This is a genomic window from Acinetobacter sp. (assembly GCF_049284435.1).
GTDB lineage: Bacteria > Pseudomonadota > Gammaproteobacteria > Pseudomonadales > Moraxellaceae > Acinetobacter.
The window spans coordinates 1-13,885 of sequence record NZ_JBAPXX010000019.1 but is presented as its reverse complement, the minus strand read 5'-3'; the positions used below and the strand labels follow the sequence as shown (position 1 = coordinate 13,885).

11 protein-coding genes are annotated in these 13,885 nt (G+C 43.2%); 5 read left to right on the top strand and 6 right to left on the bottom strand.

Going from position 1 to position 13,885, the window contains the following annotated elements:
* Positions 1-45: 45 nt before the first annotated feature.
* Entirely contained in the window at positions 46-2,517 is a 2,472-nt protein-coding gene (gene gyrB / locus WAK81_RS01415) for a DNA topoisomerase (ATP-hydrolyzing) subunit B (protein WP_422195381.1), read from the top strand.
* A gap of 1,183 nt (positions 2,518-3,700) precedes the next feature.
* Here the strand turns inward: gyrB and WAK81_RS01410 are convergent.
* Positions 3,701-4,864: a zinc-dependent alcohol dehydrogenase gene (locus tag WAK81_RS01410; RefSeq protein WP_422195380.1), complete on the bottom strand. Its 1,164-nt coding sequence runs from the start codon at positions 4,862-4,864 to the stop codon at positions 3,701-3,703.
* Between the two features lie 344 nt (positions 4,865-5,208).
* Positions 5,209-7,140, bottom strand: a complete 1,932-nt coding sequence (locus WAK81_RS01405) for an ATP-binding cassette domain-containing protein (protein ID WP_422195379.1) — start codon at positions 7,138-7,140, stop codon at positions 5,209-5,211.
* A gap of 217 nt (positions 7,141-7,357) precedes the next feature.
* Between WAK81_RS01405 and WAK81_RS01400 the strand changes: the two genes are divergently transcribed.
* From WAK81_RS01400 to erpA, 4 genes are all read left to right on the top strand, one after another.
* On the top strand, positions 7,358-8,362 hold the full coding sequence (locus tag WAK81_RS01400; protein WP_422195378.1) for a putative solute-binding protein: 1,005 nt from the start codon (positions 7,358-7,360) through the stop codon (positions 8,360-8,362).
* Between the two features lie 254 nt (positions 8,363-8,616).
* Entirely contained in the window at positions 8,617-9,627 is a 1,011-nt protein-coding gene (locus WAK81_RS01395; RefSeq protein ID WP_422195377.1) for a putative solute-binding protein, read from the top strand.
* 192 nt (positions 9,628-9,819) lie between these two features.
* Positions 9,820-10,827 carry a putative solute-binding protein gene (locus WAK81_RS01390; RefSeq protein ID WP_422195395.1) on the top strand — a complete coding sequence of 336 codons (1,008 nt, stop codon included), beginning with the start codon at positions 9,820-9,822 and terminating at the stop codon, positions 10,825-10,827.
* A gap of 121 nt (positions 10,828-10,948) precedes the next feature.
* Positions 10,949-11,284, top strand: coding sequence for an iron-sulfur cluster insertion protein ErpA (gene erpA, locus WAK81_RS01385; protein WP_004281944.1), 336 nt, complete (start codon positions 10,949-10,951; stop codon positions 11,282-11,284).
* A gap of 55 nt (positions 11,285-11,339) precedes the next feature.
* On the opposite strand, the gene WAK81_RS01380 is transcribed toward erpA, so the two are convergent.
* The 4 genes from WAK81_RS01380 to WAK81_RS01365 form a co-directional block, all read right to left on the bottom strand.
* Positions 11,340-11,717, bottom strand: coding sequence for a hypothetical protein (locus WAK81_RS01380; RefSeq protein WP_016806936.1), 378 nt, complete (start codon positions 11,715-11,717; stop codon positions 11,340-11,342).
* A 105-nt stretch (positions 11,718-11,822) separates the two neighbouring features.
* Positions 11,823-12,731 (bottom strand): matrixin family metalloprotease, encoded by a 909-nt coding sequence (locus WAK81_RS01375; RefSeq protein WP_422195376.1) that lies wholly within the window; start codon positions 12,729-12,731, stop codon positions 11,823-11,825.
* Between the two features lie 69 nt (positions 12,732-12,800).
* Positions 12,801-13,631, bottom strand: a complete 831-nt coding sequence (blaOXA, locus tag WAK81_RS01370) for an OXA-134 family carbapenem-hydrolyzing class D beta-lactamase (protein ID WP_422195375.1) — start codon at positions 13,629-13,631, stop codon at positions 12,801-12,803.
* Positions 13,632-13,775: 144 nt separating this feature from the next.
* On the bottom strand, positions 13,776-13,885 hold a 110-nt coding region (locus WAK81_RS01365; RefSeq protein ID WP_422195394.1), incomplete at its 5' end, for a hypothetical protein.

Genomic DNA, 13,885 nt, shown 5'->3' with positions numbered 1-13,885 from the left:
TTTTACCCATCTTTGGATAGACCTATTTTTCACTAGGGAGAAACCATGAGTTCAGAAGATCAAGCTGCTTCTCAAACAGAACAAACCATTGAAAAGGCTTATGATTCCTCTAGCATCAAGGTATTACGTGGTTTAGACGCAGTCCGCAAGCGTCCGGGCATGTATATTGGTGACACAGACGATGGTACAGGCCTGCACCACATGGTGTTCGAAGTAGTCGACAACTCGATTGACGAAGCCTTGGCGGGCCACTGTGATGAAATTATAGTCACCATCCATGAAGATGAATCGGTTTCAGTTTCTGACAATGGTCGTGGTATTCCGACCGATATTCACCCTGAAGAAGGCGTGTCTGCAGCAGAGGTGATTTTAACTATTCTGCATGCTGGCGGTAAGTTCGATGACAACAGCTATAAAGTCTCTGGCGGTCTGCATGGTGTCGGTGTTTCAGTGGTCAATGCGCTGTCTGAAAAACTCCTGTTGAATATTCGTCGTGCGGGTAAAACCTACGAACAGGAATATCGTCATGGTGATCCGGTTTATAAGCTACGTGAAACAGGTACGACTGAGACATCGGGTACTACTGTTCGTTTCTACCCAAGCGCTGAAACTTTTAGCCAAACCATATTCAATGTCGATATTCTGGCGCGTCGTTTGCGTGAACTGTCGTTCCTGAACGCAGGTGTACGTATCGTGCTTCGCGATGAGCGCGTCAATCTTGAACACGTCTATGACTACGAAGGTGGTCTGTCTGAATTTGTTAAATATATTAACGAAGGCAAGACGCACCTGAATGATATTTTCCATTTTACTGCTGCACAGGCTGATACCGGGATTACGGTAGAAGTGGCATTACAGTGGAATGATTCCTATCAGGAAAACGTGCGCTGCTTTACCAATAACATCCCGCAAAAGGATGGTGGTACGCATCTGGCCGGTTTCCGTGCGGCGCTAACCCGTGGTTTAAACAACTACATGGATAGCGAAAATATCCTGAAAAAAGAAAAAGTTGCAGTTTCAGGTGATGATGCGCGTGAAGGTTTGACTGCGATCGTATCGGTAAAAGTGCCTGATCCCAAATTCTCTTCACAGACCAAAGAAAAACTGGTCTCGAGTGAAGTGAAAACTGCGGTTGAGCAGGCCATGAACAAGGCTTTTTCTGAATATCTTCTAGAAAATCCACAAGCAGCCAAATCGATTGCTGGCAAAATTATTGATGCCGCACGTGCGCGTGATGCGGCGCGTAAAGCCCGTGAAATGACCCGTCGTAAGAGCGCACTGGATATTGCCGGTCTGCCAGGAAAACTGGCAGACTGTCAGGAAAAAGATCCAGCACTGTCTGAACTGTACCTGGTCGAAGGTGACTCTGCGGGTGGTTCGGCCAAGCAGGGCCGTAACCGTAAAATGCAGGCGATTTTGCCGCTGAAAGGTAAAATCCTGAACGTGGAACGTGCGCGTTTTGACCGCATGATTTCGTCTGCCGAAGTGGGTACTTTAATTACCGCCTTGGGCTGTGGTATTGGTCGTGAAGAATATAATCCGGACAAGTTGCGTTATCACAAAATCATCATCATGACCGATGCCGACGTGGATGGTTCGCATATCCGTACCTTGCTGCTGACTTTCTTCTTCCGTCAAATGCCGGAACTGGTCGAGCGCGGTCATATTTATATTGCTCAGCCACCACTCTACAAGCTGAAAAAAGGCAAGCAGGAACAGTATATTAAAGACAATGATGCACTGGAAACTTACCTGATTTCGAATGCGATTGATGAGCTGGAACTGCATATCAGTGCAGAAGCGCCTGCGATTCGTGGTGAAGCACTGGCGAATGTGATTGCCGATTATCAGACTTCCCAGAAGAGCTTGGCACGTTTGACCCAGCGTTATCCTGCGAGTCTGCTTGATGCCCTGCTGTCACTGGAAGGCTTTAAGCTGGACCAGCTGGAAGACAAAACTTATGTGGAAACATGGGGTGAGAATCTGCGTGTAGCGATTGAAGCCATTCAGCCAACATTACGTCCGGAATTAACCCTGGAGCGTTTTGAAAAAGAACTGACAGATGGTCAAAAAACTGCAAGCTGGTTGCCACGTATCACGATCTATGTACATAACTTGCCACATAGCTATCTGTTAGACTCGGTACTATTAGGTTCAAGTGAATATGCACGTTTATTAAAGAACTCGAAGAGCTGGTTTAGCCTGCTTGAAGAGGGTGCATATTTGCAAAAAGGCGATCGCAAGATTCAGGTCAGCAATTTCCATCAGGTTTGGCAACATATCTTACAGGACTCACGTCGTGGCATGATGATCCAGCGCTATAAAGGTTTGGGTGAGATGAATGCAGAGCAGTTGTGGGAAACCACCATGGATCCAGATAATCGTAACATGCTGCAAGTGACAGTCACAGATGCGATTGAAGCGGATCGTATGTTCTCTTGCCTGATGGGCGATGATGTAGAACCACGTCGTGCCTTCATTGAAGAAAATGCCTTGAATGCAGATATTGATGCCTGATCTCTCAGGATAAAATCAAAGATAAAAAAGCGCCTCGAAAGGCGTTTTTTTATGTTTGATTTTTTTTACTCATATCCTGTGTGCTAGGCAGAATAAAGTAATTTTGGACAGGTTTTTAGATATAGAACGGGTTCATTTTAGTTTTTAAAAGCCAAGTTGAATAAACCAGATCGACTCTAAAAAAGGGTTTATGTATACATCAGCAGTTCAGGAGAATACCTAAAATCTGCATGAGTATATCGTTATAAAAATAATCTGCCTCGGAACTTCTAAGATAATTTTTGAATAGGAAAGTGAGGTAGAAGGACGCTCTTGATACGATGAGAAGTATGCACGCGGTTCACAACACTAAGCGAAAACTATATTAGTCAAAGTGGTATTTAAAGATACGTGTAATAAAAACAGATCGAATACTTCATGTGGATTCGACTAAAAAATAATAAATAGCCTATTCAGAAGATCCAATATCTCAAAAATAAATAAAAAGCTGCTAAAACTAAATTTTAAATTTTCAATAGCTTATAAGAAATTTGTTCTAATCAGCTAAATAATACGTGAATGATATTGCTTTAAGCATATAGCAAGCCTGATCAGATATGTGGATAACTCTAAAGTTATCCATAATTTATATGTGAATAAGATACTATTTTTCCACAAGCTTTAATCCATGTATTAATTCTTTATTTTAAATTCAAATTTAAACTCTATTGTCTTGTGGATAAATGTTTTTAAATTTAAAATAGCATTTTAAATTTAAAAATAGATTTGGCGAGATATTGTTAGTGTGACCAGATGATTCCTTGGATTGGTTTTAAAATAAAAAAATTATTATAAATTATGTGCTTGTGGATACATTGTAGTTTTTCTAATCATTGGCGTGGAACATATTTTTAATTAAAAATTCAGGGTGTAGCTAAGCTACATAATTAATTTAATAATCAAGTGAACTTTCATTTTTATTTAAAATCATACTTTTATCGATTTTTGCTTAACTTTTTTAATTCTAATTTTTTACTTATTTCTTGATTTCATTATTGGAAATTGAGTGCTTCTTTCACTCATCGATAGAAAAGATGGATGGGGGTTGCTGAAATCTTATTGCTTAGAAACAGGAAAAAGAGGATTTGATAAAATGACGATGAAAAATAAAAAAGCACCTGACGGCGCTTTTTTTTAATAATATTTATGGCGTTAGAATGACTTTACGGCAGTCTTCTTCCTTTTTATCAAAAATACGGTAACCTTCCGCAGCATCTTCCAGTTTCATGCGATGGGTAATAATCAGATCTGGAGACAGATCTCCATTTTCAATATGTTCTAGCAACTGCGGCAAGTAGTTATGCACATGGGTTTGTCCCATTTTAAAGGTTAAACCTTTGTCAAAGGCATCACCAAACAGGAAACCATGAATTGGACCAGCATAAACTCCAGGTACACTCACCACACCGCCGCGGCGGACCGCTGCAATACATTGTCTTAGCGCTGAACCACTCGAACCTTCTAATTTCAGGCTGGTCATTACGGTTTCCAGCATGCTACCTTTGGCTTCAAAACCGACCGCATCAATGATGGCATCGACTCCACGATAACCCGTGGTATTTTGAATGATAAATTCAGCGGCATCGACTTCATCAAAATTGACCGGAATCACCCCATAGGTTTGATGTGCGAAACGCAGACGGTAAGGATGGTGATCGACCATAAAGATCTGCTCGGCACCGAGCATCCGCGCACAGGCGGCAGAAAGCAGACCGACCGGGCCAGCACCATAAATCGCCACACTGGAACCTCGACCGACTTGGGCATTGTTCACTGCTTGCCAGGCGGTTGGCAGAATATCGGTCAGGAATAATACTTTTTCATCAGGCAGGGAACCTGGCACCTTAAATGGTCCGACATTGCCCTTGGGAATCCGCACATATTCAGCTTGACCACCCGGTACACCACCATACAGATGGCTAAAGCCAAATAAAGCTGCCCCTGGTGGGATCTGTTTTTTGTTGAGAATTGCACCACGGCCGGTATTGGTATTTTCGCAGGCAGCCATGAGTTCATGTTCACAGAAAAAACAGTGACCGCATGCAATCACAAAGGGAATAATCACCCGGTCACCTTTTTTGACTTCGGTTACTTCAGGGCCGACTTCTTCTACAATTCCCATAAATTCATGGCCGAAAATATCACCGTCTTCAGTGGCCGGGATTTTACCCCGGTATAAATGCAGATCTGAGCCACAGATGGCGGTGGCTGTCACCCTTAAAATAACGTCATCTGGTTCCTGAATCACCGGGTCTGGAACGGATTCAACTCGTACATCCCGAGCACCATGATAGGTAAGAGCACGCATGCGGATTTCCTCTCTCTAGTTCAACATTAAACAGACTCGTAGCAAGGCTGCCAAAAATTAAAAAAACACTTGTATTAGAGCCTTAGGATGAAACAGCACGCTGTAAATTAATGTATGAAATAAGGCATCCAGCTGTTTAAAAAATAAACTTATATAGGGTTTACGTAATTCATGACCTTATGTGTCGAATGAGTAGAAAAGAACCGAATTAAAGAAGCATCTAGAAGTAGATAAAAAATACAGGGGGTAAAAATGGAAGAGAAAACATTAAAAATAGTGAATAAAAAAGAGATGAGCAACGCTGGTTACTCATCTCTCTTATCTTGAATCTTACTAAAAGAGCTTTAGAACGACTGTTCCAGACTTTCCAGTTCCATCATCAGTTCCAGCATCTGTTCTTCGGCTGTTTCCAGTTTGGCTTTTAGCTCGGTTTGCTCATTCATTAGTTTCAGCAAATCATTTTTACGTGATGCTTCGTATAAAGCACTGTCACCTAACAGGGTTTCAATTTCAGCCAGTCGCGGCTGCAGTTTGGCCATCTGTACTTCGCATTTTTCAATATTCTTGCGAATCGGACGACTCAACTCACGCTGGCGAGCAGCTTCTTTACGTTGTGCCTCTTTGTCCAGTTTGGAAATGGTTGGTTTGACTTCGACTTGGGATTTCACGGGTTCTGCTGGCTTCTGTCCCTTTTTGATCATCTCAATACGGGCTTGACGTAACCAGTCAGCATAGGCAGTGAGATCACCATCAAACTCACGGCATTGACCATTATGTACCAGTAGCAGTTCATCACAGACGCTGGCGATGAGCTGACGTTCATGCGAAACCAGAACCACGGCACCCTGGAAATCTTGCAAGGCCATAGTGAGTGCATGACGCATATCTAGGTCTAAATGGTTGGTCGGCTCATCCAGAATTAGTACATTCGGACGCTGCCATACAATCAGCGCTAGGGCCAAACGTGCACGTTCACCACCCGAAAAACTTTCACTTGGCGTATCCATACGTTCGCCGCTAAAACCAAAGCTGCCCAAGAAGGAGCGTAGGCTGGCTTCACTGATTTTTTTATCTGCGATACGTGCCAGCTGTAACATCGGGCTGGCATTGCCATCCAGTGCATCCATCTGATGCTGGGCAAAATAACCAATATTCAGTAGCTCTGAATCTTTACGCAGGCCCTGAATCAGTTTTAAGTCACCGACCAGCGCTTTAATCAGCGTCGATTTACCGGCACCATTCATCCCGAGTAAACCAATCCGGCTGTTTGGCGTGATCTGTAAATTCACATTAGTCACAATCAGCTTATCGCCATAACCAATATCGGCATGTTCCAGTTGCAATAACGGCGAACTCATTTTGGTGGGTTCACGGAAACTGAAGGTAAATGGCGTATCGACATGCGCAGCAGACAGTTCCTGCATACGTTCCAGTTGTTTGATCCGGCTCTGCGCCTGTTTGGCTTTGGTGGCTTGTGCTTTAAAACGGTCAATATATTTTTGCAGATGCGCACGGGTTTCCAGCTGCTTTTCATAAGCCTGTTGCTGCTGCGCCAGACGTTCACTACGGGTACGCTCGAAAGTCGAATAGTTACCGGTATATAAAATCAGTTCCTGATTTTCGATATGTAAAATGTGATCGGTAATCGCATCGAGGAAGTCCCGGTCATGTGAAATCAGTACTAGGGTGCCTTCATAAGCCTTGAGCCAGTCTTCGAGCCAGAGAATCGCATCCAAGTCCAGATGGTTGGTCGGTTCATCGAGGAGCAATAAATCTGAACGGCTCATTAAGGTACGCGCCAGGTTTAAACGCATCCGCCAGCCACCGGAAAAACTTGAAACATCCAGTTGTGATTGATGTTCAAAGAAGCCCAGACCGGCCATCAGTTGTGAAGCTTTAGCGGGAGCTGAATAACCTGAAATTTCATCAAAACGGCCATATAAATGGGCCAGTTCTGCATCATCCAGTTGATCCGGCTGATCGAGTTTCTGCTGAATATCCCAGTATTCCTCATCACCCGACAATACGAAATCAATGGCTTTCATATTCAATGCTTTGATTTCCTGAGCCATATGCGCCACGGTCCATACCGCAGGTCGGGTCAGCGAACCGGTGTCCGATTCCATGCCGCCCAGCAAGGCTGAAAACAGGGTTGATTTTCCAGCACCATTGACACCGGTTAGGCCAATTTTCCATCCTGGGTGTAACTGCATCGACGCTTTTTGAAATAAAACACGTCCACCGCGACGTATAGATAACTGGTCTAACTGAATCATTGAGAAATCAAAGCTAAGAAATAAGATGCGCCTATTCTAAAGGAAAGCCCTGTGAAAATGAAAAATCTTACCGTTTTTGCTGAAATGAGTGCGCTTTTCACCTCTGTCAATTGATCTAGGATGGACGCACAAGTTGAGTAAAAGCTCTATTTTATGCATGAACAGTGGTTTATAGTTCAGGCTGATCGAGCAAAAAATACCATAGAGTCAAATAAAAATGAAAAAGGGATGTTTAATTTTGTCGGCACTGGGTCTTTTGGTGTCGACTTCAACTCAAGCCAGAGTGAATGTCTGTGTTTTTGATTTGCTGGGGAAATCTGGTGAGTCTTACAAGCTGCTGGAGGAATGGGCACTGGCAGCAAAAGGCTGGGGTGCCGAAATTCAGCTAAGTGCCTATCAGGATGAAGCCAAAGTCGATCAGGCTGTCAAAGCCGGAAAATGTGATGCCTTCTATATGACCTCAATGCGTGCCCGTGCCTATAACAAATTTGCCGGATCAATTGATGCGATTGGCGGTGTGCCGAATAATGACATTGCCATGAAAGCCATCAGCTATGTGCTGGATAAACGCAATACCAAACGCCTGATCACCCAGATTGGCAAAGAAAAATTCGAAGTAGCAGGCATCGGCCAGATTGGGCCGGCCTATATTTTTGTTCGTGATCGTACCCTAAATAAACTGGAACAGGTCAAAGGCAAGAAATTTGCCGTGCTGCATTATGACTATGCGCAAAAAATCATGGTCGACCGGATTGGAGCAGTACCGGTAATGTCGGAAATTTCCAATTTTATTCGTAAGTTTAATCAGGGCGAAGTGGATATTGTCGCTGCACCGGCTTATGCATTTAAACCACTGGAATTACAGAAAGGACTAGGCAGTCAAGGCGCAATGATTAATTTTCCGGTGATTAATGTCACTGCCGATCTGATTATTCGTCAGGAAAAGTTCCCGGCAAGCTTTGCCGCGCAATCCCGAAACTGGTTTGTGAAACAGTTACCGCTCAGCTTTGCCATGGTCAAGCGCATGGAAGCTGAAATTCCAAGCAAATATATTTTAAATCTAAGCCATGAAGACCGCATAGCCTACCAAAAGATTTTGCGTGATGGGCGGATCGATTTAACCCGGCAGGGGATTTATGATCAGGGAATGATGAACGTATTGAAACGCGCGCGTTGTACGGTAGAAAGAACCAATTTTGAGTGTTCGATTGGTGGCGAATAAATCTGAAATCATGTATATCTTTGTAACTATATCTGGGTAAATGTAATTATAAGAAAGCAGTTTTAAATATTAAAATATTGATATTTAAATATATATTTGAAAATAACCTAGGCGACTACTGCTAATTTATCTTTATAGGCCAAAATGCTGGCTTTAAATGGAGTAAATGCTCTATTTTTTTTAATTAAACTTGCTTAATATTTGTTCCGTGTACGGACACTCAGCGAATAACAAGATTTCAAAGGATAACTACAATGAAAAAAACACTCTTATCATTGGCTGCATTCTCTGCATTTGGTTTTGCAAGTGCGGCGCATGCAGAAAAAGTCGATATCTGTGTGTTTGACTTACTGGGTAAATCCGGTGAGTCTTTCCAGATGGCGCAAGAATGGGCACTGGCTGCAAAAGGCTTGGGCGCAGAAATCAATCTGATTGCCCGTCAGGATGAAGCGGTTGCCGACAATGACTTTAAGGCGGGTAAATGTGATGGTGTGTTTATGACCGCCATGCGTGCCCGTCAATACAATAAATTTGCCGGTTCCATTGATGCGCTGGGCGGCGCACCAAGCAATGCCATTGCCCAGCGCGCGATCAGTTTTGCTCTGGACAAACGTAATGCAGCGAAAATGGTCAGCAATATGGGCGGCAAGAAATACGAAATTGCCGGTATTTCCCCGCTGGGTTCGGCATTTATTTTCGTTCGTGACAAGAATATCAATTCGATTGAAAAAGCCGCAGGGAAGAAATTCGCCGTACTCGGCTATGACGATGCCCAGAAAATCATGGTACAGCGCGTCGGTGCGCAGGCAGTGATCTCAGATGTTTCCAACTTTGTCGCCAAATTTAACAATGGTCAGGTGGATATGGTCGGTGCGCCTGCTTATGCCTACAAGCCATTAGAAATCTATAAAGGTCTGGGTAATAACGGCGCGATGTTTAATTTCCCGGTGCTGCATGTCACCTCTGATTTTGTGATTCGTCCGGAAAAATTCCCCGCAGGTTTTGGACAGAAATCGCGTGACTGGTTTATCAAAAACCTGCCAAAGAGCATGGGGATGATCAGCCGTCTGGAAGCGGGTATTCCGTCGAAATATAAAATGAATCTGAGCGCTGAAGATAAAACCAAGTATCAGAAAATGTTACGTGATGGCCGGATGGACATGACCAAACGCGGAATCTATGATGCCAGCATGATGTCGGTCTTAAAACGTGCACGCTGTTCTGTCGATAAGGCCAACTTTGAATGTTCAATTGCTGGCGAATAATCTGATTTTTAAAGAAAAAAGCTTAGATTGATCTAGGCTTTTTTATGGCTGAACCAGGTCAGATCTGCCATTGTGTAGCGAATAAAATAGCTTAAGCTTGATTAACTATTAAAGTCGAATTTTTTATATAAAAAACAATCACATGTGATTAAAACTGCAATAACAAAAACAAGCGATAAGGAAATGAGGATGATGCATAGAGGATGGAAAGCACTGGCATTGGCTACGGCGACACTGGCTGTTTCAGGGCTGGCGCAAGCCAAACAGGTGATTTGCGTATTTGATCTGGTCGGTAAAAACGGTGATGTCTATAGTGTGATGAAAGACTATCAGTTGGCAGCCAAAAACTGGGGTGCAGATGTCGAACTGCGGGTGAACACCAATGAAGCGGTGGTTGCAGAAGATTTTAAAGCCGGGAAATGTGACGGCATTAGTGTTACCGGGATGCGTGGCCGTCAGTTTAATAATTTTACCGGTTCTCTGGATGCAATCGGGGCTATCACCGATCTGAATCTGGCGGTTAAAGTGATGCAGGGCTTGGCCAGTCCCACCTTCGCCAAACAAATGCTGCAAGGTAAATATGAAATTGTTGGAGTGATTCCGGTAGGTGATGCTTTTCTGTTAGTGAACGACCGCAGTATTAATACCGTTGCCAAAGCAGCCGGTAAAAAAATTGCGGTACTAAGCCATGACGAGGCACAAAAAATCATGGTACAGCAGGTCGGTGCACAAGCAGTGAGTGCCGAAATCAGCAATTTTGCCAGTATGTTTAACAATGGTCAGGTGGATATTATCGGTGCACCAGCTGCAGCATTTAAGCCTTTAGAATTACATAAAGGGTTAGGTAATAAAGGTGCGATTGTGAATTATCCGGTATTGCAGGTTACAGGTAATATTATTATCCGTCCCGATAAATTCCCGGCAGGATACGGACAAAAATCACGTGAATGGGTCAAGAGCCAGTTACCGCGTGCCTTTGGTATTTTGGGTAAAATGAAAGCGGATATTCCATCGAAATTCTGGATGGATATTCCTGCGGCAGATAAACCAGGTTATCAAAAAATGATGCGGGATTCCCGAATTGACCTGACCAAACGCGGGGTTTATGACAAACGCATGATGAAATTGCTGTGGCAATTCCGCTGCAAACAGAATCCGCAAAACTTTGAATGTGCCTTACAGGATGAGAACTATAAATAATCCTGATAAAATTACTCTGATTTGACTTTTAATCTGTGCAGACTGACCATATATTGAGTGTGCTATACTTAAATATGGTCTTTTCTTTTTAAAGACATTCCATTCAACAGAGGAATCCGCCATGAATGCCCAAGCGCTTGTGCTCACCGACAATGCCGCAAATAAAGTACGCCAGTTGCGTGACAGTGAAGGTAACCAAGACTTAATGCTCCGTGTCTATGTGACCGGTGGCGGCTGTTCAGGTTTCTCTTATGGCTTTAACTTTGCGGAAAGCCAGAATGAAGATGATGCAGAATTTGCCAATGGCGATGTTAAAGTCCTAGTCGATTCACTGAGTTATCAATATCTGGTCGGTTCGGTTGTGGATTATTTAGAAGGTCTGGAAGGTTCACGTTTCGTGGTACAAAACCCGAATGCGACTACGACCTGTGGTTGTGGATCTTCATTCTCGATCTAAATCCATGCACAAAAAAAGTCCTCTCAATGAGGACTTTTTTATATCTGGAGAAAGTTTAGCTATCCAGTTTTACCGCTTCAAGCAGGTCAAAGATCACTGTAGTGACATCCTGACTTAACTCGCGGTTATTAAAAATTTCATAGGCGCTAATAGTAATATCGGTATCGCTTGGCAACAGACGCTGTTCTTCTTCGATCAGGTCATTGATCGGTAATAAGGTCTGTTTGATTTCCAGATGCAGAATATCTTTATATTCCAGATTTTCATCGTCGAGTTCAATCAGTTGTTCATTGAAATAAGGCAGCAAAATCGAATGAAGATAGGGTTGGATGTCCTCGATATCAAAGATCTCGATATCACGGGTTTCATCAATCGTACTAATGTGGTCATTTACTTCAATTAAAATATGGTAGTAACTCACACGAATCTCCAAAGATGGCCTGAACAATTTAGCCAATCACAATAACATGAAATCAGAATAGAGTGTTTTTTATAATACTTATACACTTAAATTAATTAAGGGATTGGGACTAATCACTTAACGGTTATAAAGCAAGGTCTTGTCTGCAGGTCGCAGCTGGAAGTGTTGCAGATTCTGTTTACCCAGCATCGGATACATCAGTGCTTCCGGGTCATTATGGTGATACAGACCCAAGGCATGTCCGAGTTCATGTGCCAGAGTCAGACGAAGATCATCTTCTGCATCAAACTGATAGACATGAATTTGATTGCCCATAAACACGCCTTTATGAAATTCGCGGGCAGGGAAACGCTGTTGGGCTTGAATGATATTCTGTTGATGATTTTGCAGACCATGTTGATGCATGGAAACATTCATATTAAAGGAACTTTGCTGTTCCTGCAGGTACTGAAGTTCCTGTTGAAAACTTTCCGATTTACGCTGTAAAGCCAAGACTTCATATTCAATCTGCTCACGCTCATAAGCAGATAAATTCGGCTGACGGCGTCGTTGCTGCAGAGCCTGAAATTCACTATTCATCTGATCTCTTTGCTGGATCAGGCGTTGCTGCTGACTTTCCAGATGCTGATGAGATGCTTCCAGATTTTTGACCTGACGTTGATACTTGGCGTCATCTGCCAGTAACTGTTTTTCGACTTTTTTCAAGGCATCATAGTCTTGCTGGCGTTGATCATAGATTAAGTGAATACTCAGCCTGGCGTTTTCATCATAGACCATCAAATCGTCACGATTGCTTCCCTGATGCCAGATCTCGATCGCTTCCTTGCTCAGTTGAATCACTTGATCTTTGCTCAGTCCAAAACCTGAATCAACTTGATCAATCCGGAAACGTAAACGCGTATCGAAAGGATGAGTCAAGCGATCAGCCAGCGAGTTATAGCGCAGTTGTGGATGGGTTGTAGTTTGCATATGCAGATAGGCAGACATGATCAATCCCACTACGAGCAGATAGAGCAGAAGGCGCATACTTTTATTTAAATGTTTATTTTTTAAAAATATAGCTCAATTTTAACGCTTTTCCCATGCTTATTTGCATTATCCTTCTGCTTTTGGATAAAGCCCTAATTCGGCCAAAGCCTGCTGCAAAATTTCAAGGCGAATCGCCGGATTCATACCATTTTGCATCTGCATATTCAGTGAAAATGCCACTATTTCAGCCTGCGGTGTTTCAACCCAGCCGGTGAGCCAGCCGACTTGCGGTTCCACATCCATGCCCCAACCGGATTTGGCATATAGTCGATAAGCTTGCCGCTCCTGTAGCAGTAACATGGCTTTGACTTGCTGCTGGACTTGTGGATCAAAGGCAAGTTGCTCTCGGGCTAGAGCAGAGACAAATTCGACTTCCTGTTTTGGAGTAACTTTCAAAGGGCCCACCAACCAGAAGTTATCGACCTGCTGACCAATCTGCTGATTACCAAATTGGATGCGTCGCACTTCCTGTTGCATCAGTTCAAGGCCAATACGACGCGCCAGTTCCTGATAGACGGGTACAGCAGAAGCTTGCATAGCTTGGCCGAGAGTCATGTCTTTTTCCCAGGCTGCGAAACTGCGTTTCTTGCCATCCCATTTAAAAATTTCATTGGTTGTGGCTTTGCCATGTTGCAGGCAAATCAGGGCATTGAGCATTTTAAAAGTAGAGGCAGGAACATATTCGGTATTTGCACGACTTGAATCATTACCATAGACCTGTACCTGTTGACCACGCTGAATCACTAAAACACCAGAGCTTTGCGCCTGATCAAATAATTGGGCAACGGCTTGGGTAGATTGAGTTGAAGTGATCTGAGATGGAGTAGATACCACAGGTAGGGTGCAGGCTGTCAGGCTCAGGCTAGTGAGTAAAGGCAAAAAAATTAGAATTTTCATGGTTGATGCTATTGTCATGTTTGATTTAACTTAAACAGCTTTGCCTGAAAATACGATCAAATTTAGGTAATTTTTATTTTATTCCTTCAAGCTGAGAAATAAAAAAACCGCGCTTTCGCGCGGCTTTTCAGTTAAAGCGACAAATTATTTTTTGTCATCTTTTACTTCAGTGAATTCAGCATCTACAACGCCGTCATCAGCTTTTTGCTGTTGTTGACCTTCGCCGCCTTGGAATGCGTTTGGATCAAAACCTT